Genomic DNA, 25502 nt, shown 5'->3' on the forward strand with positions numbered 1-25502 from the left:
CAAACACTTACACCAGACACTACGGGAACCGGTATGCGCAGTCATTATTGCGGTGGGATCAACGAATCTCACATTGATCAGGAAGTTACACTTTGCGGATGGGTACACCGCCGCCGCGACCATGGTGGGGTTATCTTCCTTGATCTGCGCGACCGGGACGGTATTGCGCAAGTTGTGGTAGACCCGGACACTGAGGAAAGCTTCGCGCTCGCCGAAAAGGTGCGCAGTGAATACGTGGTGAAGGTTACCGGGTTGGTTCGTCGGCGGCCCTCCGGCACTGAGAACAGCAATATGTCCACAGGCCAGGTTGAGCTGCTTGGCAAAGAAGTGACCATCCTGAACGCTGCAGCAACACCGCCGTTCCCATTGGATGAGCACGTAGACGTAGGCGAAGACGTTCGCCTGCGCTACCGCTTTGTGGACCTGCGCCGCCCGGAAATGCTGAACCGTCTGCGCTTCCGTTCACGGGTTACCAGTTATATCCGTAACTACCTCGACAGTAACGGCTTCATGGATGTGGAAACCCCCATTCTAACCCGTGCAACGCCGGAGGGTGCCCGCGACTATCTGGTGCCCAGCCGCACCCACGAAGGTTCATTCTTTGCGCTTCCGCAATCGCCTCAGTTATTCAAGCAGATGCTGATGGTGTCGGGTGTGGATCGCTATTATCAGATTGCCAAGTGTTTCCGCGATGAAGATTTGCGTGCCGATCGCCAGCCTGAATTTACCCAGGTGGATATCGAGGCATCATTCATCAACGAAGAAGATTTGATGAGCTTGAACGAGGGCATGATTCGCGCTCTGTTCAAAGATGTTATGGATGTTGAATTGCCGGCGTTCCCGCGGATGCCTTACGCAGAAGCAATGGATCGTTTCGGCAGTGACAAGCCGGATCTGCGTATTCCTCTTGAGCTTCAGGATGTCGGCGACCTGGTTGCTGGTGTTGATTTCAAGGTGTTTGCCGGCCCGGCAAATGATCCAAAAGGCCGTGTTGCAGCCCTGCGCGTGCCCAAGGGCGGCGAGTTGAGCCGTAAGCAGATCGACGAATACACCAAGTTTGTTGGTATATACGGTGCAAAGGGCTTGGCGTACATCAAGGTGAACGAGCTGGCCAAAGGCGTGGAAGGCTTGCAGTCGCCCATCGTTAAGTTCCTTGGTGACGAAGTTGCCATGGCCGTGATTGAGCGTACGGGTGCTGAAGACGGCGATATCGTGTTCTTCGGCGCAGACAAAACTACGGTTGTTAACGAAGCGCTCGGCGCGCTGCGCATCCGTGTTGGCCATGACCTGAAATTGCTTACCTGCGAGTGGGCACCTATGTGGGTAGTGGACTTCCCGATGTTTGAAGTTCTGCCGGACGGCGGACTGACTGCCATTCACCACCCGTTCACGGCGCCAAGCTGCAGCCCGGAAGAGTTGGCTAAAAATCCGGAAACTGCCTTGTCACGCGCCTACGACATGGTTCTTAACGGAACCGAGTTGGGTGGTGGTTCTATTCGTATTCACAATGACACAATGCAGAAAGAAGTGTTCCGCATTCTGGGCATTAGTGAAGAAGAATCTCGTGCCAAGTTCGGGTTCCTGCTGGACGCACTCAAATACGGTTGCCCGCCCCATGGTGGCTTAGCGTTCGGTCTGGATCGTCTGATCATGTTGATGACAGGTTCCAGCTCGATTCGGGACGTGATTGCCTTCCCGAAAACCCAGAGTGCAACCTGCCTGATGACACAGGCACCGGGCGAGGTAGATGAAAAGCAGCTGCGTGAGCTGCACATCCGCTTGCGTAAGCCGGTAAAGACCGTTGAAGGCAAAGCGCCAACCACTGGCGAAGAGTAAATAAGGCAATAACAGGGCTCTGATGTGGCAATTATTCTGGGTGTCGATCCCGGCTCAAGGATCACCGGTTACGGTATTATCCGTGCCGAGGGCCGGCACATAGAATATATCGACAGTGGTTGCATCCGCATGGGTGAAAAACCCATGCCGGAGCGCCTGAAAATCATCTTTCAGAGCTTGGTGAGTCTGATTGCCGAATACCAGCCACAGGAATTTGCCATTGAGCAGGTTTTTATGGCTCGAAACCCGGATTCAGCTCTCAAGCTTGGGCAGGCCCGTGGTGCGGCTATTGTTGGTGCCGCAACCAGTGGTCTCGCTGTTCACGAATACTCAGCCCGACAGGTCAAGCAGGCGGTGGTTGGCAAGGGCGGTGCCGAAAAGTCCCAAGTCCAGCACATGGTTCAGGTGTTGCTGTCACTCTCCCGTAAACCCCAAGCAGACGCTGCCGATGCGTTAGCTATCGCGTTGTGTCATGCGCACATGAATCAAAGCATACTGAGAGTGGCAGGTGGTGCGGGTAAGGCGCGCAGTGGGCGCGTGCGACAACAATAAACTGCTCTACGGAGCGGCAGGAGGCAATCCTTGATAGGTCGTATCCGAGGTATTCTGGTCGAAAAAACACCCGGGCAAGCGTTGGTCGAATGTGGCGGTCTGGGTTACGAAGTTGATATTCCTTTCACTGCTTTCTATCACCTGCCAGAACCCGGGCAGGAGGTTACCCTTCATACACATTTCGTCGTTCGAGAAGACGTTCAAAGCCTGTATGGATTTGCTTCAAGGCTTGATCGGGATCTATTTCGGTTGCTGATTAAAGTGAACGGTGTAGGTCCTAAGATGGCTGCCGGTATTCTTTCAGGGTTGGAGGCGCAGCAGTTTATTCATTGCGTGGAGGCTCGTGACATCAAGTCATTGGTAAAGCTGCCGGGTGTCGGCAAGAAGACAGCTGAGCGCCTGCTGATTGAGATGCCAGACCGCATCAAGCAGCTTGAAGGGCAGTTTATACCTGCATCTGCAGGTACAGAGGCGGGTGCAGCAGACTCAGCCCAGCATGCAATGTCCTCACACAATCCTGCCGACGAAGCAGAGGCGGCGCTCATAGCACTTGGGTATAAACCTCAGGAAGCTGCGCGGGCAATTAGCAAGGTGGCAAAAGAGGGGGTGACCAGTGAGGCCCTGATTCGTCTGGCCCTGCGCAATATGATACCTGTTTGATGACGTGACTTTAATATGTAGCCTGTATGGCGCCAAACCTGTAGAGAGCGTAACGTGACACGCAGGTGGCTGTTTGTACAATTGGGTCACTTTTGGTTTTAAGTGGCAGTCTATTGATTCCCGATAAGCGGATAAGTTCATGATTGAATCCGACCGACTGATCTCAGCCAGGGCCGGTGACAACGAAGAGGTTCAGGATCGCGCTATCCGGCCAACGTTGCTTGCGGAGTATGTTGGGCAGCCCGCGGTGCGGGAACAGATGGATATCTTTATCTCGGCGGCTCGCGGTCGTCGGGAAGCCTTGGACCATGTGCTGATCTTCGGGCCTCCAGGGCTGGGGAAAACAACCTTAGCCAATATCATTGCCAACGAGATGGGCGTGTCGATAAAGACAACGTCCGGGCCGGTGCTTGAAAAGGCCGGAGATCTCGCGGCCATGCTGACTAATCTGGAAGAGGGCGATGTTCTCTTCATTGATGAGATCCACCGCCTGAGCGCTGTGGTAGAAGAAATACTCTACCCGGCGATGGAAGACTATCAGCTGGATATCATGATTGGTGAGGGGCCTGCAGCGCGTTCGATCAAGCTGGATTTACCGCCTTTTACACTGGTGGGTGCAACCACTCGGGCTGGCCTGCTGACATCTCCGTTGAGGGATCGATTCGGAATCGTTCAACGTCTGGAATTTTATAATACGGCGGATCTCACGCACATTGTTGGTCGCTCAGCGCGGCTTTCCGGTGTTGATATGGATGAAGAGGGCGCCTACGAAATAGCGCACCGCTCCAGAGGCACGCCCCGGATAGCCAATCGGCTGTTGCGGCGGGTGAGAGATTACGCGGAAGTACGAGCGGATGGCCACATCAATGCAGCGATAGCCGATCAGGCCTTGAACATGCTGAAGGTAGATAGTCAGGGCTTTGATCACATGGACCGTCGACTGCTGCTAGCGATGATCGAAAAGTTTGATGGCGGACCAGTGGGCGTAGAAAGCCTGGCGGCAGCAATCAGTGAAGAGCGCGGAACCATCGAGGATGTTCTCGAACCGTTTCTGATTCAGCAGGGCTTTATGGTGCGTACACCCCGAGGTCGCATGGTGACATCCCACGCGTACCAGCATTTTGGCATTGTGCCGCAAGCACCGGATGCCCCTGCCTCTGAAGGGGGTGTTCTTTGAGCGGGGGCGAGGCAGCTGCAACCTTTGCGCTGCCAATCCGGGTATATATTGAAGATACAGACGCCGGCGGCATTGTTTATCATGCGCGTTACCTGCATTACATGGAGCGCGCACGCACGGAGTGGGTGCGAAGTTGTGGGGTAGGGCTTCGGGCGGGGTTGGCTGAAAACATAAGCTATGTAGTACAACGTTTGTCGATTCACTACGCCATTCCAGCCATGCTGGATGATGAGCTTACCGTTACCGCAGAGCCAGTGGCCTTTGGGCGCGTCTGGATGGATTTCCGTCAACAGGTAGTGCGGGTAAAAGATGGCAAAAATTTGTGTGAGGCAAGCGTACGAGTTGCCTGTATAGCACTTGATAGTGGGCGCCCAAGGCGCTTACCTGAAAACATGCTGGAGCTTTTGGGGCATAACTGCCCAAAGCTTTAAAATCGAAACAAAACACGAAATAACCCAGGAGTAAGTGGTGGATTCGGAACTGTCAGTCTGGAGTCTGATTGCAAATGCCGGTGTGTTGGTTCAGCTGGTTATGTTGTTACTTGCCGCTGCATCGGTAATGTCCTGGGCGCTTATTTTTCAGCGCTTGCAGGTATTTCGCAAAGCCCGACAGGCGCAGTTGGCGTTTGAAGAGCGCTTCTGGTCTGGCATGGATCTGGGGCAACTCTACCGTGAGGTAAATGCCGAGCCCACGCCTTTCTCGGGCATGGAAGCCTTATTCCGTGCCGGCTTCAAAGAGTTCTCGAGGCTTCGCCAGCAAAGCCGCGATGCCGATGCCGTTATGGAGGGCACGCAGCGCGCTATGCGGGTGGCATTCTCCCGTGAGCAAGAGCGACTGGAAACCCACTTGCCGTTTTTAGCAACGGTAGGCTCAACAAGCCCCTATGTAGGTCTGTTTGGCACTGTGTGGGGCATTATGAACTCGTTTCGGGGGTTGGCCCAGGTTCAGCAGGCCACGCTAGCAACGGTTGCGCCGGGCATCTCGGAAGCCCTGATTGCAACGGCCATGGGTTTGTTCGCAGCGATTCCAGCGGTTATCGCGTACAACCGGTTTTCCGCTAAATCAGATGCGCTGCTCAAAAACTACGAAACCTTCGCCGAAGAATTTTCCAGCATTCTGCATCGCCGTGTCCACAGCGCCGAGAAGGGCGCAGCTTGATGATATTTACGGTTAACAGACGGAGCACAGCGCTATGAAAGGCATGGGGATGATGCCCGAAAACCGCAAGAAGCCGATGTCGGAAATCAACGTTGTTCCGTACATCGATGTGATGCTGGTGCTATTGATTATCTTCATGGTGACGGCACCTATGCTTACCCAGGGCGTTAAGGTTGATCTTCCGGAGACATCGTCTGCGCCAATTACCGCCGACAAAAATGTGGAATCCATCATAGTGTCGGTGGACTCAAATGGTGCCTATTACGTGGAAGTGGGAGATAAGGGGAGTGATCCAATGCCCCTGGCTGAAGTTCGAGCGCAGGTGGCAAAAATTCTTTCCCAAAGAACCTCCAGCGAAATTCTTGTGCGTGGTGATGAAAACGTTGATTACGGCACCGTTGTTCGCTTGATGGCGGCTTTACAGGGTGCAGGTGCAACCAGCATAGGGTTGATTACCGATTCAGCCCCGGACGAAACGTGACACCAGCGCAGGCGGATTTGTTGTGAAAGGTCAGGAACGGGAATACACCAGCACCGGAGTGCCGCCCTGGCGGTCGCCAGTTGCGCTCTCAGTGGCTTTGCATCTGCTCATTGCTGGCGTGGCTCTGGCTGGTTGGTCGTGGTCGAATCCTATTAAGGAGCCGCCTCCCAGTAGTATTTCGGCGCGTCTGATCACCCAGCAGAAGCCTGAGCCAAGCCCGGTTGTGGAGCCGGTTGACCAGCCAGACAGAGAGCAGGAACGTAAAGAGCTGGAAAAGCAGAAGCAGGCGGAATTGCAGCAGCGCCAGAAAGAAGAAGAGGCGCGTAAAGCAGCCGAGAAGAAAAAGCGCGAAGAAGCCAAGCGCAAAGCCGAAGAGCAGGAGCGCAAGCGCGAGCAAGCCAAGGCTGAAGAGTTAAAGGTTCAAAAGCAGCGAGAGGCTGCGCGCCAGAAAGCCGAAGCAGAGGCAAAAGAGCGAGAGCGCCGCAAGGCAGAAGCAGACGCTGAGAAAAAGCGACAGAAAGAAGCCAAGCGCAAGGCGGAAGAGGAAAGACAACGCAAGGAAGAGCAGCGTAAGCGCGAAGAAGCTGAGCGTAAGAAGCAGGAAGAGCTTGCCCGCAAAGAAGCAGAGCGCAAACGGTTGGAAGCAGAACGCAAGTTGCAAGAGCAGCAGTTGGAAGCTCAGGCAGAACAGTCTCGCAAGGCCCGTGCAGATGAAGCGCGTCGCCAGGAGCAAGCAGCAGCGGCGAAAGCCCGCGAGAGCCAAATGTTGTCTGAAAGCCAGAAATATCAGGCGTTGATCCGTGAAAAGCTTAGCCAGGCGTGGTATCCGCCTTCATCGGCGACCGAAGACATGACTGCGCGTTTGCAGATCACCTTGCTGCCAACCGGCGAGCTGGCAAGCGTTAAACTCGTGGCCAGTAGTGGAAATACTGCGTTCGATAACTCCGCTCTGGGTGCGGTAAAGTCACTAAACCGATACCCGGTGCCATCTGAGCGAGACACGTTTGAAACCTATTTTCGCCAGTTTACGATCGAATTCAATCCTAAACGATTGAGATAAGGATACGGGTAACACCATGAAGCAGAAAATCTCATTCAGGCTACCGATAACGATTATCGCAGCGTTTTTCGTGATGCTGACAGCCGCTGGAAGTGCTCAAGCTGAGCTGTTGATTCGTATCACTGAGGGTGCAGACTCCGCTATTCCGGTATCTGTGGTTCCGTTTGCTGAAAATGGCAGCATGCCTGTAGGGGATAAACTAAGCAGCATTGTGCAGGCCGACCTGGCGATGAGTGGCGAGTTTCGCCCCCTGCCACCGGAGAAAATGCTAAGCCTTCCATCAAAACGATCGGATGTGTATTTCCGGGATTGGCGCTTGCTTGGCCAGCGCTATGTTTTGGTGGGTGAGCTCACACGCACGGGTGACAGGGTAGAGGCTCGTTATGAGCTGTTTGATGTTAACCGCGAAGAGAGAATACTTGGGGAGACCGCTGGCGCTCCAGCCTCTAATATTCGCTCACTGGCTCACCACGTTAGCGATAAGGTGTATGAGGCGATTACGGGTGCACCCGGTGCTTTTTCTACCAAGCTGGCGTACGTAACGCTGGAGCGGGAAAACGGGAAATCCCGGTACCGGCTACAAGTCAGCGACATAGACGGTAAGCGAGCCGGAATTCGCCTTGAGAGTAAAGAACCGATTCTTTCCCCGGCCTGGTCGCCGGATGGCAGAAAGTTGGCGTATGTGTCTTTTGAAACCGGCAAACCCGCTATATTTGTTCATGAACTCAGTTCGGGGCAGCGTACCAAGGTGGCCGATTTCCCTGGGTTGAACTCGGCGCCAGCATGGTCACAGGATGGTCAGTCGCTGCTGATGACCTTGTCTAAAGACGGCAATGCCGAGATCTATCAGATGAATCTTCAGTCCCGTAAGGTGACGAAACTCAGTAACCACTGGGCGATTGATACTGAAGCCGCATGGGACAGTGCGGGTAAGGGCATTTTCTTTACATCGGACCGTTCAGGTGGGCCGCAGATCTACTACATGGCAAAGCCGGGAGCTGAGCCGCGGCGGATAACTTTCGGCAGCCGCTACAACGCTCGCCCGCGTCCCGATAACACAGGTAAATATGTGTATTACGTGCACCAGCGCGATCGGGCATTCACGATTGCTCGCACGAATCTTGAGACCGATGAGGAAACCGTCCTCACTCGCACAGAATCCGATGAGTCTCCCAGCGTGTCGCCAAACGGCCGCATGCTGATATACGCCACCAAGCAGAGCGGTGAAAGCGTGCTGACTGTTATCTCAGCAGATGGCGGTGCCGCATATAGCCTTCCCGCTTCGGAAGGGGATGTCCGCGACCCGGCCTGGGGGCCTATTGTTCGGTAGTAGATGGGTGCAACGGCATCCATCTGAAGAGTCGAAGTTCAAATCAACCAACGGAAAGGAATAAATCATGAAGTTGTCAGTCCAAGCCAAAGTAGTTGCACTGCTGTTTTCCGCAGGCCTCTTCGCCGGTTGTAGTACGACAGGCGAAAATATGGATGACGGAGCTTACGGCTCCGATGTTCAGCCTATCGATCAGGATGGCGGCTCTACCGTTTATGGCGGTGGCGATCAGGGCGGCATTTCTTCGTCGTCAATGACCGAAGACGAGCGCATGGAAATTGAAAAGCAGGCAGAGCAGGCTGCTCTGCGGGATATTACAACCTTCTATTTCGATTTCGATACCTCTGAGATCAAGCCCGAAGCCCGTGATGTACTCATGGCGCACGCACGCTATCTGTCCAGCAATCCTGGCCAGAAGGTTCGTCTGGAAGGTCACGGTGATGAACGCGGTTCAAAGGAATATAACCTGGCACTGGGTGAGCGCCGTGCGAATGCCGTTCAGCGTTTCCTGATTGTGAATGGTGCTTCACGGGGCCAGATGGAAACCGTAAGCTATGGTGAAGAGAAGCCGGCGGTTATGGGTTCGACAGAGAGCGCATGGGCACAAAATCGCCGTGTGGAACTCGTATTCGAGTAAACACATATACAACATCAGGTTAAACCCATGAGAAAACAGCTCATGGCGGCAGTGATTTTCCCGCTTGCCTTAGGGCAGGCGGGGACAACGCTGGCGCAGTCATCTACCCCCGCATTCCAGAGCAATGCCTCTGAAGCTCAGCGCAAGGCCAATGCCAGCCAGGCTACGTCTGAGTTGTTTTACATGATTCAGCAGCTTCAGGGTGAAGTCAGGCGGCTACAGGGTGAATCGGAAGAGCAGAGGCATCTGATAAAGCGTCTGCAAGATCAGGGGAGGGATCGTTACATTGATCTCGATCAGCGCATACTCGATCTTTCAGAGAAGGTATCTGCTCAACCCCAGGCAGCAGCTAGCGGCGACTCCGGAAAGAGTAAGCCTGCAGCTATACGTGAGTATCGTCAGCCCGAAGCAGAGGAGCGGAAGGCGTACACCGCCATTCAGGATCTCATTCATAGCCAGAAAAAATACGACGAAGCCATCAGCCGTATTTATGAATTCATAGATAAGTATCCCGAAGGCGATCTTACGGTCAATGCGTACTATTGGCTGGGTGAGGTGTATCTGGTCAAACCTCAACTTGAGCAAGCGCGTCAGGCCTTCTCCATTGTTGCAACCCGTTATGCGGACCACCGTAAGGCGCCGGATGCCGTCTACAAGCTGGGAGTAACCCTTGATCGGCTTGATAAGAAGGCCGAAGCCCGTCAACAAATGGAGCAGGTTGTAAACGACTATCCCGAGAGTGATGCTGCGGGGCTTGCCAGAAAATATCTGGGGTCTGCCCAGGGTTAATAACACGGTAATCGGAAAAATATTAGAAAACATGGCGAGAGGGGGTTGATCGTCAGGGAAAAATCATTACTATATGCGCCTCGCTTGGGTCGTTAGCTCAGTTGGTAGAGCAGTTGGCTTTTAACCAATTGGTCGATGGTTCGAATCCATCACGACCCACCAATTCGAATTCCGGAGCAATTGCTGAGCCGCTCCGGGATCGATCAGGGTCACCAGGCACTGATCACCTGTTTAGGGTCGTTAGCTCAGTTGGTAGAGCAGTTGGCTTTTAACCAATTGGTCGATGGTTCGAATCCATCACGACCCACCATTATCAGCAGTACGAAGAATCAAGGTTTGTTAGTTTACAAAGCTTGATTTGGAAGGATCGAAAGCATTGCGAGTTAAAGCTTAAGGGCTGCAGAAATGCAGTCCTTTTTTTTTACTTGCCGGTTTTTCAGCAGGCAAAACGGAATTTGCGGGCTCGGTATAGTCCCTACAGCGCTATCGGTATCTGAAATGATATACTCAAGGGCAGAATGTAGCTGGCGGAAAGTATCTGGTGCCACGTAATTGGTTTCACGTGATTGCTTCCTGTTGATTGAGAGTGACCGTACATGACTATAGCTGAAGACCGAATTCTTGTTCAGGAACACCTGGCCCATGCAGCGGAGCCCAAGCCGCTCAGCGCTGATGAGAAGGCGCGGCTTGAATCCCGCATCAAGGAAGTCCTCAAGGAAAAAGACGCCGTACTCGTGGCGCATTATTACACCGACCCCGACATCCAGCGTCTCGCTGAAGAAACCGGCGGTTGCGTTGCAGACTCACTTGAAATGGCTCGTTTCGGAAATCAACATCCGGCCTCTACAGTGGTCGTGGCGGGCGTCCGATTCATGGGTGAAACTGCCAAAATACTGAACCCGGAAAAACGCGTTTTAATGCCCACCCTTGAAGCAACCTGCTCACTCGATATCGGGTGTCCTGCCGATGAGTTTCAGGCCTTCTGCGATGAGCACAGTGACCGTACCGTTGTGGTTTATGCGAATACGTCCGCCGCTGTCAAAGCCCGTGCAGACTGGGTTGTAACCTCCAGCTGTGCTCAGGCTATCGTTGAAGATCTTGATTCGAGGGGAGAGAAGATACTTTGGGCCCCTGACAAGCATCTCGGGCACTACGTGCAGAAAACGACCGGGGCCGACATGCTGCTGTGGGATGGTTCCTGCATAGTGCACGAAGAATTCAAGCACCGTGGCCTGGAAGACCTCAAGGCTCTATACCCGAATGCGGCCATACTGGTTCACCCTGAATCTCCCGATGCTGTTGTGGAAATGGCGGATGTTGTTGGCTCAACCTCTCAGTTGATTCACGCTGTGCAGAACCTGCCAAATCAGGAATTCATCGTTGCTACCGATAATGGCATTTTCTATAAAATGCAGCAGTTGGCACCGAATAAGACGCTGATAGAGGCGCCTACAGCTGGCAACGGGGCTACCTGTCGCAGCTGTGCCCAGTGCCCGTGGATGGCCATGAATGGCCTGGAGAACCTTCTTGCTGTGATTGAAAAGGGCGATCAGGAAGTGCTTGTGGATGCACAAACCCGGGAGGCTGCACTTAAACCCTTGCGGCGTATGCTCGATTTCACTGCGGGGATGAACCTGAAAGCGGCGGGTAACGCCTGATTTCAATTGTTTCTGCGGGCTTGGTGGCGGCTGGTGATCTCGGCTAGCCGCTCACTTACCACTTGTCGTTGAGCTGAGCCGGCAGGCAGTTTTTCCTGAGCCTGCCTGAGCTGCCTCTGGGCAGACTCCAGATCCCCCATAAGAGCGTCATATTCCGCCCTGGCGCGGTGAACTCCCACGATGTTCCTGGCCATGCCTTCGGCTTCTGCCAGGCGTAACCATAGATATTCCTGTTGCGGCATTTTGCGGGTTAGTTGCGTCAAATGCTCGGCCGCCTTAGTGCCGTTGCCTGCCGCTATTTCCACATCGGCGAGTGTTGATGTAATTGGGTAGTTGCCCGGGTTCCTGCTCAAAGCATCTTTTAGAACAGATCGAGCCTCATCCAGCTTGTTTTCCTGAATATATATCTCTGCCAGGGTTACCTGCAAAGTTATCCGCCCCGGGCTGTTCTTCAATAGCTCGTTGATGACTTTTGCTGCTTTTTCAGCCTGGTTGTTGCTCAGGTAGGCGACTGCCAGTCCATAACGAATGACTTCGTTCGTTTCCGCATCCGGTTTTTTCAGGTAATTTTCGAAGGTGTCCACCGCTATTTCGGGAGACGCCGCGTAGTGAACTTGTAGGCGGCTGCGCATCAGGTGGTATTCCTGGCCATCCCGGATGGTTTTCTCGGGGTATTGTTCCGCACGGTTACGGGTATCGGCCACCCGGCTTTGGGTCAGAGGGTGAGTTGAAAGGTACTCAGGCATGTTGTTGCCCTGCAGCCTGTTCTGCCGCATCATTATTTCGAACATTTCAGGCATGCCCCGTGGGTCCATTCCCGCAGTAGCGAGAATATCCAGCCCCACTCTGTCTGCTTCCTGCTCGTGGGAGCGGCTGTAGGCCAGCATGTTTTGTATGGCCAGTGCTTGTGTGCCGGCAATCGCCGCAATGCCTATATCGGATTGAGTGACCGCAGAGAGCACGATGCCGGCAATCATACCCGCAAGCGTTAAGGGTGCGCTGGTCTCCTGCTGCTCAAGACGACGGGCGAAGTGCCGCTGGCTAAGGTGAGCAAGTTCGTGAGCGAGCACCGATGCAAACTGTTGTTCTGTGGCGGCGTTGAGAAACAGCCCGCCGTTTACACCGACAATGCCCCCAGGCACTGCGAAAGCATTGAGGGCCGGGCTATCAATAAGCGCGAGCGTAATATCGCGATTTTCCAGGGGAGCTGAGGGCACCAGCCGGTAAACAATGGCACTGAGGTAGTCGTAAATAAGTGGGTCGGTGATACGCGGAGCGGATCGGCGGATCGACACCATAACCTGTTGCCCAATGTCACTCTCCTGATGCCCGGAAATAAGCCCGCCGCCTGTTCCACCAATATTCGGCAGCCGGGTATCCTGAGCGTGCGATACAGAGCTCAAGGCCAGTAAGAAAGCCAGAATGGTTGCTGTTGAAATCTTCCGGTACCCACGAAACTCCGATAGAACGTCATTCATGTAATGCAGTGTGCTCCTGGTTCTGGCTGCTGTTGAGACAGCGTATCCCGTCAAAAAATCCGGATCTGCTGATTAACAGGTATTGTGATGCAATACAGTATCACTGGAGGCATAATGCCGGCTTGCGAATTTCATGTCTTGTGATGGTGCACCTTCTTTATGGCTGATCGTACACTGGATACGTCCGGGCTTCGCTGCCCAATGCCCTTGCTGAAAACAAAATTGGAGCTCAACGGTATGTCTCCGGGCGATATGCTTGAGGTGATTGCCACAGATGCGGGCTCCGCTCGCGATATTCCGGCCTTTCTGGAGTTGTCTCGCCACCATTTGGTGAACTCTACGCAAACTGATGGCCATTTCCGCTTTGTGATAGAGTGCGGCGGTTAATTTTCCGGAGTCATTGATGTTCAGAATTTTACGCGGTCTTGCGCACAAATACTTTTCAGATGAAGAAGCTGTCATTCTTTTTCTGATTTTGGTGGCAGGCACATTTTTCATTATTTTTTTTGGTGCCATGCTCGCACCCGCGATCGCCTCGCTTATTGTGGCGTTTATTCTGCAGGGGCTGGTTACTCGGTTGAGTGCCTATGGTGTTCCGGAAGGTTTAGCGATACTCAGTGTGTTTCTGGTGTTTCTCGGTGTATTGGTAGGGTTTATCTTTGGCCTTTTACCGCTGATATGGACTCAGGTCAGCACGCTTGCAGGCGAGGCTCCCCGAATCATTGGTGAGCTGCAGTCATACCTTGAGCTTTTGCCTGAAGAGTACCCACATTTGATCTCGGCTGAGGCGGTGCGCAGTCTTTACCAACAAGTGAATACTGAGGTGGGCCACATGACTCAGTGGCTGGTGTCCTTCTCGCTGTCGAGCATCCCTGATCTTGTCGCACTGCTCATTTACATGGTTTTGGTTCCTATACTTGTGTTCTTCTTCCTGAAAGACCGGGAAGTCCTGCTAGGGGCCATTTCCAGACTGCTTCCACCTCAACGTCCGATGATGGTTCAAATCTGGCATGAGGTTAACCTTCAATGTGCAAATTACGTGCGTGGGAAAGCGGTTGAAATTCTGATCGTTGGTGGCGCGACCTATATTGCGTTCAAACTCCTTGGCGTACCTTATGCTGCCTTGCTATCGCTTCTGGTGGGCTTGAGTGTTGTAATCCCATACATTGGTGCGGCAGTGGTCACGATTCCGGTTGCGGTGATTGCACTCTTCGCCTTTGGGTGGGGTAGCCATTTTATCTGGGTAATGGTGATATACGGCATAATTCAGGCATTAGACGGTAATGTGCTGGTTCCCGTTCTGTTCTCAGAAGTGAACAGTCTGCACCCGGTTGTTATTATTATTTCGGTATTGTTCTTTGGCGGTATTTGGGGCTTGTGGGGCGTGTTCTTTGCCATTCCGTTGGCCACCATGTTGAAAGCTGTATTCTTTGCCTGGCCGGTAAAGGGTCCTGCTTTCTCAACCAGTTCGGACGAAGTGTAATTTAATTTCCTTGTGTCACTTCGTGCCCAACATTACCATATTCGTTTTATTCGGATGGAGCTTTTATGATTACGGGTAGCCTTGTCGCACTGGTCACGCCCATGCATCCAAACGGTGACATTCACTGGGAGCATCTGGACAAACTGGTCGACTTTCATCTGGACAACGGCACCAACGGTATCGTTGCGGTAGGAACCACCGGCGAATCCGCAACGCTCGATCAGCAAGAGCACTGTCGGGTAATTGGTTACATCATCAAGCGCGTAAATGGGCGGATTCCCGTTATCGCCGGTACCGGTGGCAACAGCACGCGTGAAGCCATCTATCTGACAACGGAAGCTCATAAACTGGGCGCGGACGCCTGTCTCCTGGTTGTGCCTTACTACAATAAGCCAACTCAGGAAGGCCTTTATCAGCACTTTAAAGCCATCGCTGAAGCTGTACCCGGTATGAGCCAGATGCTCTACAACGTACCCGGGCGCACGGCGTGCGACATGCTAAACGAAACCGTTTTGCGTTTGGCCGACATCCCGAACATTGTTGCCATCAAAGATGCGACGGGCAATATTCCCCGGGGAGCAGAACTGATTGAAGCTCTCAATGGTCGCCTTGCCGTTTATTCGGGTGACGATGCTACTGCAGCAGAACTGATGCTCGCTGGCGCAAAAGGCAACGTTTCGGTTACTGCAAACGTGGCGCCCCAAGGTATGTCTGATCTTTGTGCCGCAGCGATTGCGGGCAATCGGGAAGAAACAGAACGCCTGAACGAGCTTCTTATGCCTTTGAACCGGAAGCTGTTCCTGGAAGCAAATCCCATCCCTGTTAAGTGGGCGCTTCAACGTATGGGTATGATTGGTGAGGGTATACGGCTTCCACTGACCCAGTTCAGTGAGAAATTCCACGGAGAACTGGAAGAAGCAATGAACGCTTCGGGTGTTCTCTGAATTTGCCGATACCAGCAGCCCTGAAACAGACCCATACAGAGAGAAGGCCAATGCAGGTTCTTTCAAGAACCCGTAAGTTTTTTGCAGTCCGACGCTTGGCTGGTGCCTCCGGGCTCTTGCTTATTATGGCAACAGCCGGATGTGGCGTGCTTGATGATCGTTCTGAAAGCTATGTGTATGAGAAAGAAGGCGATGAACTGGCTCTGCCAGAATCAGCGGATTCTTCCCGTTTTTCCCAGGTGATGCCTATCCGGAAAATAACTCCGGCTGATGGCAGCAAAATGTATCCATCTGACATCCCTCGTCCTCCGGACATGACCTCGGAAATTCTCGAAGAGAATTACCTGGTTGAAGAGCTTGATGGTCGCGCCTGGTTGTTGGTAAATGATGTGCCGGGGCGTATTTGGCCAGCGGTCACGACTTATATGAACGATCAAGGCCTTGGTGTAGCCCACGACAGCCCTCAGCTGGGGCTGCTACAGAGTGAGCTGGCCAACTTCAATATGCGTGCTCGCGACCTTCTTGAGCTTTCCACCGCTCCTGTCGATGCAACCTCAGCTGAACCGAAAGTCATTCTTCAAGTTCGTATAGCGCCAGGTGTTCGGCGGAAAACCACGGAAATCCAGGTGCGCAAGCTTACTTCAGTGCACGGGCCAGACGTAGGCTCGGCCTGGCCGGGAGAGCTACTTTCCTGGAGCGGAGTTCCCGAGTTTTCCGCCGAGCAACTTGCGTTACAGAAACGGCTGCTTGCCGACATGGGTGAGTTCCTGAAAGCCCGTGAAGAGAGTAAGTCCTTCTCGCGCGCAGCGTCGGGCATGGATACAAAACCATTGGTTAAGCTGATATCTGAAAACGACACGGCACAAGCCATTGGCATGGATCTCGACTACGGTCGCTCCTGGGCCGAGGTGAACCGCGCGCTGAGCGAATCGGATATTGTCGTGCTTGACCTCAATCGGAGCGAAGGTTGGATTTTCGTCGATTTCCGCAGCGCCGATGAGCGCGACCCGGGATGGTTTAGCTGGTTTAGTGATAAAGAGAAGCCCCGCCATACTCATACAGTGAATCTGGTCGAGCGTGATGAGCAGGTCAGGGTTACCGCTGACGCTGTAGATGGATACAGCGGCGACAAGCGGGCAGAGGGTTTGCTCAAGCAGCTATTCGATTACCTATACTGATCTAGAAGGGGTGCCTGCAGTGCGTGCGGGCCTCCATTTCGGAGACTTAAGATGGAAAAACGCGAAGAACTATACGCAGGCAAAGCCAAATCTGTATTCCGCACCGACGATCCAGAGCGCTTTGTTCTTGTCTTCCGTGATGATACCTCGGCATTTGACGGCGAAAAGAAAGAACAGCTCAATCGTAAAGGAATGGTGAATAACCGTTTCAACGCGTTCATTATGGATAAGCTGGAAGCCGCCGGTGTGCCAACGCACCACGAGGGCCTGTTGTCTGCGACGGAATCACTGGTTAAAAAGCTCGATATGATTCCTGTGGAGTGCGTTGTTCGAAACGTATCTGCAGGTAGTCTGTGCCGTCGCTTGGGTGTCGAAGAAGGGCTGGAGCTTACCCCGCCAACCTACGAGTTATTTTTGAAAAATGACGCGCTGCACGACCCTATGGTTAATGAGTCGTTGGCCATTAGTTTTAATTGGGCGACCGAGGCCGAACTCGCGCGCATGAAAGAGTTAACCTACAAGGTAAACGGCGTTCTTAAAAACCTGTTTGATGAAGCTGGAATGTTGCTGGTGGATTACAAACTGGAGTTCGGCCGTAGTGGCGGTGACATTGTGTTGGGTGATGAGTTCAGCCCCGACGGCTGCCGCATTTGGGATAAGGAAACCCAAAAAAAGATGGACAAGGATCGTTTCCGCCAAGGCTTGGGCAGCGTTATTGAAACTTATGAAGAAGTTGGTCGGCGCATCGGTATTAACTTCGACTGATTTCATTGCCAGATAATCAAACAGACAATAAAGATACAGGTGCACCATGCGAAAACTCACACTTGCATTAGGCAGTTCATTAATTCTGGCCACCCCTTTTGCCCAAGCCGACATTGCGGGCCTTGGCGCTAGCGTAAGTTATTGGGACTCGAGCGCCTCGGGTACAGCGTCATCCGGCAATAGCACAGTCGATATGAATGACGAACTAGGCTTGAAGGATGACGGTAACGTCAATGCCAGTATTTATCTGGAGCACCCGGTTCCCGTGTTGCCTAATGTGCGTCTGTCGTACACGCTGATTCAACAAAGTGGGCAAGGTGAGCTCACCAGCAACTACGGTATTTTTACTGCAGGTACTCAGGTCTATTCAGAGCTCGATCTTGAGCAACTGGATTTAACACTGTATTACGAAATTCTCGATAACTGGGTCAATCTTGATCTCGGACTTACAGTGCGAGATTTTTCCGGCGAGCTGCTTGTGCAGAAAAGTGCTGTTGTAGACCGTACTGAAGCGGATGCTGTTTTACCTATGGGGTACATTTCCGCTCGCTTTGACCTTCCGCTTACCGGAGTTGCGGTTGGTGCTGAGGGCAACTTCATCAGCTTTGATGGTGATTCGATGCGTGATTTCAGTGTTTACGGGCAGTACAGCCTCTCACTGCTGCAGCTGCAAGCGGGTTATCGCCAGTATGCAGTGGATTATAAAGATGGCGATGATGCCTTTGACGTTAAAGTTGACGGGCCCTTTATAAGTGCAGGTTTAACCTTTTAAGGCGCTTTAAGAGGAGCGAAAAAATTGTGAAGATTCTGGTAACGGGCACCGCGGGATTCATCGGCGCGCAGCTAGCGCATCGATTGCTTGAGCGGGGAGATGAAGTAATTGGCGTTGACTGCGTTAACGACTATTACGATGTTAATCTCAAGGAAGCCCGGCTTGCACGCCTGACCGGACACCCTGGATTCACAGAAGTACGCGAGGACATTTCCGACCGCACTGTGATGGCAGACATCTTCGCAAAGCATCGCCCTGAGCGAGTCGTGCACCTGGCTGCCCAAGCAGGTGTGCGCTACTCAATCGAAAATCCAAACGCCTATGTGGATGCCAACCTTGTTGGTTTTATGAATATCCTTGAAGGCTGCCGCCATAATGATGTGAAACACCTGGTTTACGCATCCAGCAGTTCTGTTTATGGCGCCAACGAGGCTATGCCTTTTGCTGTCCGCGATAATGTGGACCACCCGTTAAGTCTGTACGCGGCCTCAAAAAAGGCCAATGAGCTGATGGCCCACACATACAGCCATCTGTACCGGCTGCCAACTACGGGTCTCCGATTCTTCACGGTATATGGCCCCTGGGGCCGGCCGGATATGGCGTTATTTATCTTCACCAGGAAAATACTCGCGGGTGAGCCGATTGATGTATTCAATCACGGCAACCATAAGCGCGATTTCACGTATATAGACGATATTGTAGAAGGCGTTATTCGCACTCTCGATCAGGTGGCAGAGCCTAATGAGAAGTGGAGTGGGGCAGCGCCAGATCCGAGCACCAGCAAGGCGCCTTATCGTATTTACAATATTGGCAGTAACAATCCCGTTGAGCTGTCTCGCTTCATCGAAATTATCGAAGAGAGAACGGGTAAGAAAGCGATAAAGAATCTCCTACCCATGCAGCCAGGTGATGTGCCTGCCACCTACGCCAATGTCGATGACTTGATCAGTGACGTAGGGTACAAGCCAGAAACCCCGGTGGAAGAGGGCATCGCAAAGTTTGTGGACTGGTATCGCGACTTCTACCAGGTGTGATTCAGGCTGGGTTTCCGAAACGCTGCTCTAGCCAGGTGTTAATGTCAGAGGAATCGTACATCCACTGCTCACTGCCATCCTCATTCTGAATCCGCAAACAGGGCACTTTTATATTGCCCCCACCTTGCTCCAACTCAGTCCGATGGGTTTCGTTGTGCTGTGCATCCCGCTTTTCAATATTGAGATTCAATCTCGCAATTTGCTTTCTTACTTTCACACAGAAAGGGCAGGTCTTGAACTGATACAGCGCAAGGTTCTCGCAGGCGGCATCAACTTCCTTCTGGTCTTCTGGGCTACGCTCCATGGGCTTTCCACCACCAAGCTTTTCGCTCAACAGAACAAACGGCGTGAGAATAAGACGCAACGTCCGGAAAAAATAACGGATGACCACTCGCATTGTATAAACCTTTAATTTGATACGTGAAATTCAGTGGGCAGTATAAAGCAAAACCGGTATGGTTTCGGGTATTAAGCCTGTCTATGTCAGTTTTATAAGGAACCGAAAATGAAGTCGATCGCTTTGTGGGATCTGCCCACACGACTCTTTCACTGGCTTCTGGTGGTTGCCGTTACAGGTTCGCTGGTGACAGTCAGCCTTGGGGGTACCTGGATGTTGTGGCATGAACGCTTTGGTATCACCATTGTGGGCTTGATTAGCTTTCGATTGGCGTGGGGTGTACTAGGCTCGACTTACGCCCGCTTTTTGCACTTTGTTCCGAAGCCATCTGCCATTCGCGTGTATCTGAAAGGTGACTGGCAAGGACTAGGGCATAACCCTTTGGGTGCCCTTTCAGTTCTGGCCATGCTCGTATTATTGGGCTTTCAGGCGGTTACAGGACTGTTTGCTACAGACGCCATAGCGTTCAATGGGCCACTTTACCGTGCAGTGTCTTCGGATTGGAACGACACCATTACTTCCTGGCATAAGTTCACTGAATGGTTTATCTACGGCCTGATAGGCCTGCATATTGCCAGCGTACTTTTTTATACGCTGGTTAAAAAAGATAATCTCATCACACCAATGGTCAGCGGGCGTAAAAAAGTCGAAGAAACGCAAGCCGAGGAAAGGGCAGGCGGTGGGCCGTTGGCTTTCGTTGTCGCATTGGCGGTGGCAGCGTTCGCAGTATGGGTAGCGACTGGAGGGCTTTTGTCGCCCCCTCCGCCGCCGCCACCCGATCTGGGGTGGTGAGTAGCCATAGAGAGGGCTCCAAGAGTATGGCTTACTCGGCGCGGAACTCGTCGTGGCAAGCCTTACAGGACTTACCTACTTCACTGAACTGAGCCGCTAGGGCGCCCTTGCCACCGCCGTTGGCTGCGACTTCCTGAAGCTTGGTCGCGGCTTGGGCAAAGCCAATAGCAACTTCTCGAGCTTTTTCTGGCTTATCAAAAAACACAGGCAATAGCCTTGTGTTCTCATTTTTGTCGTTGGCAGTACCGGGGCCAAAAAGGCCACCCAAACCTGAGTTTGCCACCGCGGCAATGGCATTGGCTGCAGCCAGCATCTGCTGCTCGTTATAGGCAACGCTGCCATCTATTGCCTGAGCCTTAATCTTTCCCATATTCCAGGCTGCAAACGTAAATGCACTCTGGCGTGTTTCAATCTGATCTTCTACATCCAATTGGGCAACAGCCGGTGCTGATACGGCGGCGCTCATTGCCAAGGCTAGAATAAATGGTGACTTACGCATGCTTCACTCTCTCATTGTGTAAGGTGCTGTGGCTTGACTGTTGTAATGATTCCATAGATACAGCCCGATTTATACCCTAATAATCTTACCTCTGGACGCGGATCCAAGCCGGTCAGTCCGTTCGTTGTAGGTTCAGCCCGACTGCGTTCGTCCCCCCGGCATACAGAAAGCCCATCAAAAAGACAGTGGCAGTATTGGCCAGTGCTCGGGTAACAATATGCCCTTGTAGTCCCCCAGCTTGGTTGCAAGAATGCCGGATTGTCGAACAACATCTACGCAAAAATTCTAATAAAACAAGGAATGGTGGACATGGCAAGAAGTGCGGTGTGGCTAATATGCACCACGGTAGTTTGTGGACTTGCCTTGCCATCGGCGCAGGCCGGTATGGGCAACCTGGGCACCAGCTATGGGCTTATGCCCCAGGACATAGCAACTGCGCAGGGGCTTTCGATGTTTACCGAGGAAGTGTCTGCAACCTACTACAACCCTTCCTACATTACCGCCGATGAGCGTGGAGAGTTGACGGCGGGCATTCTCCACGCAGAGCAGGAGCTTCGAACCACCCGGTCGGATGCCCGTGGAAATGTGCTTGCAAACGCACCAACACAGCATGTTCTGTTAGGGTTTAAATCGAATCTCGCCTCGCTCACCCGTGACAGGCACCCTCTACACGTGGGTATTATTCTTGGCCTGGAAAAGTACGGCAAGGAAATGATGGCGTTTCGGTCGGAGACGTCGGACACCGGGCAGTATTTACAGTTTGGAAAGCAGCCCATGTTTCTGAATGCCGGCGTCGGAACCCATGTTGCTAAGGGTATCTCCGTCGGTGCTTCGTTCAGGTTAACCCTGAAAGCATCCGCCGAACTGGAAACCCAAACAACGCTCACGGGTGATATGCGCCAGGAGCGCTTGAACGTCAACGCCCAGCCGTCGCTGAAGGCGATTCTGGGTACAACCATAAAGCCTGCTGAGCTGTTTTGTGACGGCGATTGTTTTTGGGATGGCTGGGAATTAGCCCTCGTTTACAGAACCAAGTCGTCGTCGTCCACGTCGGTCGAAGCCAATGTAGTGGTCAATAACACAGTTCCGGATCCGGGGCTATCGGTGGCCGTAACGACGATAGAAGCGTTTCAGCCGGAAACTTACTCCGCTGGATTGCAGTATTCAGGTGAACGCTGGCGAGCAGCGGTGTCGATTGAACAGCAGCGTTGGTCTGAACTTGTTGATGAGTTTGCCGGGGATACCATTAAGGACCAAGCCGAGCTTTCCCCCTCTGAACGCATTCAGTTCGACGATGTGTTGATTCCGCGAGTAGGGGCCGAATACCAGCTAAACGGAACCTATCTGGTCAGTGCGGGCCTTGCTTACGAAACCTCCCCGCTTCGCACTGAACGCAACCCGGGTCTCAATTACTACGATACAGACAGGGCTGTTATCGGGCTCGGGTTTGCAGCCGTGTATGACCGCACGCACGTTTTCAGCTACCCCGTACGTCTCGATTTTGCGTATCAGTATCAGCAGTTGATTGATCGGGATTTCCTGATTGTTGATGGAAGTGGCAACGAAACATCTGTCACAGCCGACGGCAATATTCATGTCGTCAGCACTTCAATTACGCTCAAATTTTAAGGTGGGCTTCGCTGTGAAACATAGACTTCTGACGTTGCCTCTTCTGGCTTCGCTTATCGTTGCCTGCAGCGATAGTGACACTCTTGAGCTTACGCCTAAGCTCGCCAACCCTGATCTCGTTTACTCATACCCTACGGATGGGCAACGCAATGTTAGCCCGGCCACCGACGTAGTTCTCAGGTTCTCTGAACCCGTCGACTCTGACTCGTTGCAGCGCAGCGCGAGATTGCGCTCTGAGGTAGGCGATGTCGATTATGTCATCACAAGCATTGATGATGGGTACAGTGTGCTATTAACGCCTGCTGAGCCTCTGGTGACGGGCACCAACTATGAAGTGGTTTTCAATAATCCGGTTCTGGCTCAGGATGGTCGGGAAATACGGAACCTGAATGACAATCTCGCCAATGATGCGCCAGGCATTCAGTTTATAACCCGCGGAGGCTTCACCGGATTCAAAAATGTTGATTCCGCAGGGCAGGACTTTGCAGTGGCCACTATAAATCCTGCACCGAACACCCTGTTCGAACCCTCTGATTTCGCCTCATTTCGTATAGAGCTAACTCATCCTGCGCATCCTGATTGGCAGGTGCTGGGAGGCACCATTGAGCTTCTGGACGCGCAAGGGGATAAAGTTCCCGCAAACGTGTTTGTTCAGGATCGTCGTATCACATTAGACCCCTGCATCGCTGAAGGCGCAGATAACTGTGGTTTGCCGGGTGATAATTTAACGGGCGGCGAACGCTATACACTTTCAGTTAAAGATTTCCCGGCAATAACCGGGGAGCGCCTAACCTATGCCAGTCAGTTCCACGCCAAATCAACCAAGCCGACCGTTGTCCAGTTTCAGAATGTGACCGATCCGGGTATCACTGAGGGCAATGCAGAACTGGTGTTGTCCAAGCTGAACGGGCAACCGGTCAACGGCGTTATATTGAACTCGGTTTTGCTGGGTAACACTGACGTATCCGAAAGCAGTGGCGGCCTGTACAGCGAACTTGCGTTCGCGCCAGCATTTGGCGCAGATGAAGCCTTGCCGATCCGTGTGCCAAGGGGCACGCGCCTTACGGGCAGCTCCGTTGGTGTAAGGGCTAATGGAACCGTGCCTGTTCTGGATGAGCGCACGGGGCAGACCCAGACCACCGGTGCACTTGTCATAACGATGATCACAGATGCAACGGGTTATCTGATTCCCAATCCATACACAGATGATATACATGCGCCTAGCCACGTGCGGCTGTTTATCGATGTCTCCATGAGCACCGAGATGGCGAGCCCAAACGCGGCGTTAACGCAGAACCTGCTGCATGCGGAGCTTGTTGGAATTGCACAGGTTGAAGACGGTCTACTCAAGATTGATGTACTCGGTGTACTTGAACCAGCCCTTTTGGGCAGGGAAGTTGCGGACTCCACGATCGCTTTTCAGATTACGGGTGATACCTCAGTTGACGCGCAACTGGCGGCGTTTGATGACCGGGAATCTGATCGGGAACCGCCTGGATTGTTGAGTTGGTCTCCCGGCACCCTTGGAGAGAAAGACTTCGCGCTTGACATGGGCAAACTCCACAGGCCTGGCGACCCCGTGACATTGTTTTTCGATGAGCCGATTCTGGAATCTTCTGTGGCAACTGGTGTCATCCTGAAAGCTGGAGCAAGTGAAGTACCGGTCAACTACCGTGTTGATGGCTCATCGGTGAGCCTCAATCCGGAGGGCGGGCTGAAGCACGGTGTGACCTACTTTGTAGAGCTTAATTCCAACCTGACCGACCTCGCAGGTAACGGGTTCCCCCAGCAGGTTCTCGAGTTTGAATTGCCCGATTTGGGAACGGGTGTTGCAAAGGTCTCACCACTTCCTCTAACCACCTACCCGGGTTATCCCTGCGTGACAGTGGGTTTGGATCTGGCAAATAACAAGCATGGCCAGTGTGTAGATGGCGCAATTGACGGGCCTTTGGGAGAAGTGATACCTCTAAGCAGGTTGCCTGCAAATCGCCCGATATCGGTGCTGTTTTCCCAGTCCCTGGATGAAAGCACGGTGCGGTTAGGGGAGACGTTCAAGGTGGACTCGGTTAACGAGGATGGCACCGCGCGTGTCGAAAACGTGCCCGGTCGACTGGAGTTCAGCAACCAGCGCATTCGGTTCTTCCCGACCGAGCCATGGCAGAGGGATGCGTTGTATCGATATACATTGGCGTCTAGCCAGGGCGGGGGGTGCGATAACGCAATCTGTTCCGAGACAGACCAGAACGGACTTGGGCTCCCTCTTCAAACAGACCTGCTTGTCAATTCAGAAGACATTGGCGGCCCGGATCTGGAAATATATTTCCGCGGTGCACCTCAGACCGACCATGTATTTGTACCACTACGCAGTGTGCCTGTGCGGGATGCGAACTCCAATTACGTCATTGATTGCAACTCCGCATCTGACTGCCTGGAGCCCTTCGACCATGAACCTTACCCTGCGGGGCAGAGCGCACCAACGGTGTACAAACCCAGTAAAAATGCGACCACAATTTTGTCGGGCGGCCCTGCGAAGGTCGTGGGGTTGGAGTTACTGCCGGCAAGAATTGGGTGTAAGCCATCGCAAAGCGGGGATTGCCCGGAGAACAAGTTTTTGTATAAAACCTACGGGCTGAACATTGATTTGGCAGGGCCGATTGACCCGAGTGTTTTTGGAGACGAAGGAATTGAAGTCAAAGTCTACCCTACGGTAATTGCTACCACCCCGATCAGTGTGTTTTTGGAAGTGTTTGGGGAGCAGGTAACAGGGCCGGCCATTGTCAGGATGCGTCACGTTGTGACTGAGGATAATCCGGAAGGCCATATAGTAGGCATGATTGATCAGGGGGCGGACGGCAGGCTTCGATTCAGAACCACGGCACCAGCCTACCTGGACGCTCCGAATCTCAAGTTGTTTGGGCAAACCGACAGCCTGTTGAAGCATGATATCTACAGCACAGAGTTTGAACTGGAGCTTTCAGGGCCTGTCCGGCTCATCGATGATGGGCGCTTGCTGGTGACACTGGAGACCTTGAATGTGGTCAATTTAAAGGCAAACGTGGGGTTTGAAAAAGTGCTCAAGGGCTTGGTAGAGCTATCACTAACCATCCCGGCAGGTGGCGCAAACTTGAATTTAATATCGCTGCCGGTCAAGCAGATGCCAGAGGGGTTTCAGGTGGCGCCGTAAAAGGCGCCC

General features: G+C 52.9%; 25 protein-coding genes and 2 tRNA genes. 24 read left to right on the forward strand and 3 right to left on the reverse strand.

The features are described 5' to 3' along the window. The first annotated feature begins 33 nt into the window (after positions 1-33). The 14 genes from aspS to nadA all read left to right on the forward strand — a co-directional run bounded on the left by aspS (position 34) and on the right by nadA (position 11338). Positions 34-1836 carry an aspartate--tRNA ligase gene (gene aspS, locus RG807_RS01645; RefSeq protein ID WP_309043290.1) on the forward strand — a complete coding sequence of 601 codons (1803 nt, stop codon included), beginning with the start codon at positions 34-36 and terminating at the stop codon, positions 1834-1836. 24 nt (positions 1837-1860) lie between these two features. Continuing rightward, positions 1861-2388: a crossover junction endodeoxyribonuclease RuvC gene (gene ruvC / locus RG807_RS01650; protein WP_309043291.1), complete on the forward strand. Its 528-nt coding sequence runs from the start codon at positions 1861-1863 to the stop codon at positions 2386-2388. Between the two features lie 30 nt (positions 2389-2418). Then, complete coding sequence (ruvA, locus tag RG807_RS01655) at positions 2419-3048, forward strand: Holliday junction branch migration protein RuvA (protein WP_309043292.1); 630 nt, start codon at positions 2419-2421, stop codon at positions 3046-3048. A gap of 139 nt (positions 3049-3187) precedes the next feature. Then, positions 3188-4225, forward strand: coding sequence for a Holliday junction branch migration DNA helicase RuvB (ruvB, locus tag RG807_RS01660; RefSeq protein ID WP_309043293.1), 1038 nt, complete (start codon positions 3188-3190; stop codon positions 4223-4225). Continuing rightward, positions 4222-4656: a tol-pal system-associated acyl-CoA thioesterase gene (ybgC, locus tag RG807_RS01665; RefSeq protein ID WP_309043294.1), complete on the forward strand. Its 435-nt coding sequence runs from the start codon at positions 4222-4224 to the stop codon at positions 4654-4656. Before ruvB ends, ybgC begins: the two co-directional genes overlap by 4 nt. A 37-nt stretch (positions 4657-4693) precedes the next feature. Then, entirely contained in the window at positions 4694-5383 is a 690-nt protein-coding gene (gene tolQ, locus RG807_RS01670) for a protein TolQ (protein WP_200360961.1), read from the forward strand. A gap of 34 nt (positions 5384-5417) precedes the next feature. Continuing rightward, entirely contained in the window at positions 5418-5864 is a 447-nt protein-coding gene (gene tolR / locus RG807_RS01675; RefSeq protein ID WP_200200898.1) for a protein TolR, read from the forward strand. A 22-nt stretch (positions 5865-5886) separates the two neighbouring features. Continuing rightward, positions 5887-6924: a cell envelope integrity protein TolA gene (tolA, locus tag RG807_RS01680; protein WP_309043295.1), complete on the forward strand. Its 1038-nt coding sequence runs from the start codon at positions 5887-5889 to the stop codon at positions 6922-6924. Positions 6925-6997: 73 nt separating this feature from the next. Continuing rightward, complete coding sequence (gene tolB / locus RG807_RS01685) at positions 6998-8254, forward strand: Tol-Pal system beta propeller repeat protein TolB (RefSeq protein ID WP_309043484.1); 1257 nt, start codon at positions 6998-7000, stop codon at positions 8252-8254. Positions 8255-8321: 67 nt separating this feature from the next. Further along, positions 8322-8891 (forward strand): peptidoglycan-associated lipoprotein Pal, encoded by a 570-nt coding sequence (gene pal, locus RG807_RS01690; protein WP_309043296.1) that lies wholly within the window; start codon positions 8322-8324, stop codon positions 8889-8891. Positions 8892-8918: 27 nt separating this feature from the next. Continuing rightward, positions 8919-9680, forward strand: coding sequence for a tol-pal system protein YbgF (gene ybgF, locus RG807_RS01695; protein WP_309043297.1), 762 nt, complete (start codon positions 8919-8921; stop codon positions 9678-9680). An 86-nt stretch (positions 9681-9766) separates the two neighbouring features. Next, positions 9767-9842 (forward strand) — tRNA-Lys (locus tag RG807_RS01700). A 72-nt stretch (positions 9843-9914) separates the two neighbouring features. Continuing rightward, a tRNA-Lys gene (locus RG807_RS01705) sits at positions 9915-9990 on the forward strand. Positions 9991-10276: 286 nt separating this feature from the next. Continuing rightward, positions 10277-11338: a quinolinate synthase NadA gene (gene nadA, locus RG807_RS01710; protein ID WP_309043298.1), complete on the forward strand. Its 1062-nt coding sequence runs from the start codon at positions 10277-10279 to the stop codon at positions 11336-11338. A 2-nt stretch (positions 11339-11340) separates the two neighbouring features. Here the strand turns inward: nadA and RG807_RS01715 are convergent, their stop codons facing one another. Then, entirely contained in the window at positions 11341-12816 is a 1476-nt protein-coding gene (locus RG807_RS01715; protein WP_309043299.1) for a M48 family metalloprotease, read from the reverse strand. A gap of 159 nt (positions 12817-12975) precedes the next feature. Between RG807_RS01715 and RG807_RS01720 the strand changes: the two genes are divergently transcribed. From RG807_RS01720 to RG807_RS01750, 7 genes are all read left to right on the forward strand, one after another. Beyond that, on the forward strand, positions 12976-13203 hold the full coding sequence (locus RG807_RS01720) for a sulfurtransferase TusA family protein (protein WP_309043300.1): 228 nt from the start codon (positions 12976-12978) through the stop codon (positions 13201-13203). Positions 13204-13219: 16 nt separating this feature from the next. After that, positions 13220-14299: an AI-2E family transporter gene (locus tag RG807_RS01725; RefSeq protein ID WP_309043301.1), complete on the forward strand. Its 1080-nt coding sequence runs from the start codon at positions 13220-13222 to the stop codon at positions 14297-14299. Positions 14300-14364: 65 nt separating this feature from the next. Next, complete coding sequence (gene dapA, locus RG807_RS01730) at positions 14365-15243, forward strand: 4-hydroxy-tetrahydrodipicolinate synthase (protein WP_298447532.1); 879 nt, start codon at positions 14365-14367, stop codon at positions 15241-15243. A gap of 50 nt (positions 15244-15293) precedes the next feature. Further along, positions 15294-16421 (forward strand): NlpB/DapX family lipoprotein, encoded by a 1128-nt coding sequence (gene bamC, locus RG807_RS01735; RefSeq protein ID WP_309043302.1) that lies wholly within the window; start codon positions 15294-15296, stop codon positions 16419-16421. 51 nt (positions 16422-16472) lie between these two features. Then, positions 16473-17186, forward strand: a complete 714-nt coding sequence (gene purC, locus RG807_RS01740) for a phosphoribosylaminoimidazolesuccinocarboxamide synthase (protein WP_309043303.1) — start codon at positions 16473-16475, stop codon at positions 17184-17186. A gap of 46 nt (positions 17187-17232) precedes the next feature. Continuing rightward, positions 17233-17958, forward strand: a complete 726-nt coding sequence (locus RG807_RS01745; protein WP_309043304.1) for a TIGR04219 family outer membrane beta-barrel protein — start codon at positions 17233-17235, stop codon at positions 17956-17958. Positions 17959-17984: 26 nt separating this feature from the next. Continuing rightward, complete coding sequence (locus tag RG807_RS01750) at positions 17985-18992, forward strand: NAD-dependent epimerase (protein ID WP_309043305.1); 1008 nt, start codon at positions 17985-17987, stop codon at positions 18990-18992. Between the two features lies 1 nt (position 18993). Here the strand turns inward: RG807_RS01750 and RG807_RS01755 are convergent, their stop codons facing one another. Further along, positions 18994-19389, reverse strand: coding sequence for a glutaredoxin family protein (locus tag RG807_RS01755; protein WP_309043306.1), 396 nt, complete (start codon positions 19387-19389; stop codon positions 18994-18996). A gap of 108 nt (positions 19390-19497) precedes the next feature. On the opposite strand from RG807_RS01755, the gene RG807_RS01760 reads away from it, so the two are divergent. Then, positions 19498-20181, forward strand: a complete 684-nt coding sequence (locus RG807_RS01760) for a cytochrome b/b6 domain-containing protein (RefSeq protein ID WP_309043307.1) — start codon at positions 19498-19500, stop codon at positions 20179-20181. Positions 20182-20212: 31 nt separating this feature from the next. On the opposite strand, the gene RG807_RS01765 is transcribed toward RG807_RS01760, so the two are convergent. Further along, positions 20213-20680: a c-type cytochrome gene (locus RG807_RS01765; protein ID WP_309043308.1), complete on the reverse strand. Its 468-nt coding sequence runs from the start codon at positions 20678-20680 to the stop codon at positions 20213-20215. Between the two features lie 309 nt (positions 20681-20989). On the opposite strand from RG807_RS01765, the gene RG807_RS01770 reads away from it, so the two are divergent. After that, entirely contained in the window at positions 20990-22309 is a 1320-nt protein-coding gene (locus tag RG807_RS01770; RefSeq protein ID WP_309043309.1) for an OmpP1/FadL family transporter, read from the forward strand. A 13-nt stretch (positions 22310-22322) separates the two neighbouring features. Then, positions 22323-25493, forward strand: coding sequence for an Ig-like domain-containing domain (locus tag RG807_RS01775; RefSeq protein WP_309043310.1), 3171 nt, complete (start codon positions 22323-22325; stop codon positions 25491-25493). Positions 25494-25502: the final 9 nt, after the last annotated feature.

The organism is Marinobacter sediminicola (assembly GCF_031157525.1).
Taxonomy (GTDB): Bacteria; Pseudomonadota; Gammaproteobacteria; order Pseudomonadales; family Oleiphilaceae; genus Marinobacter; species Marinobacter sediminicola.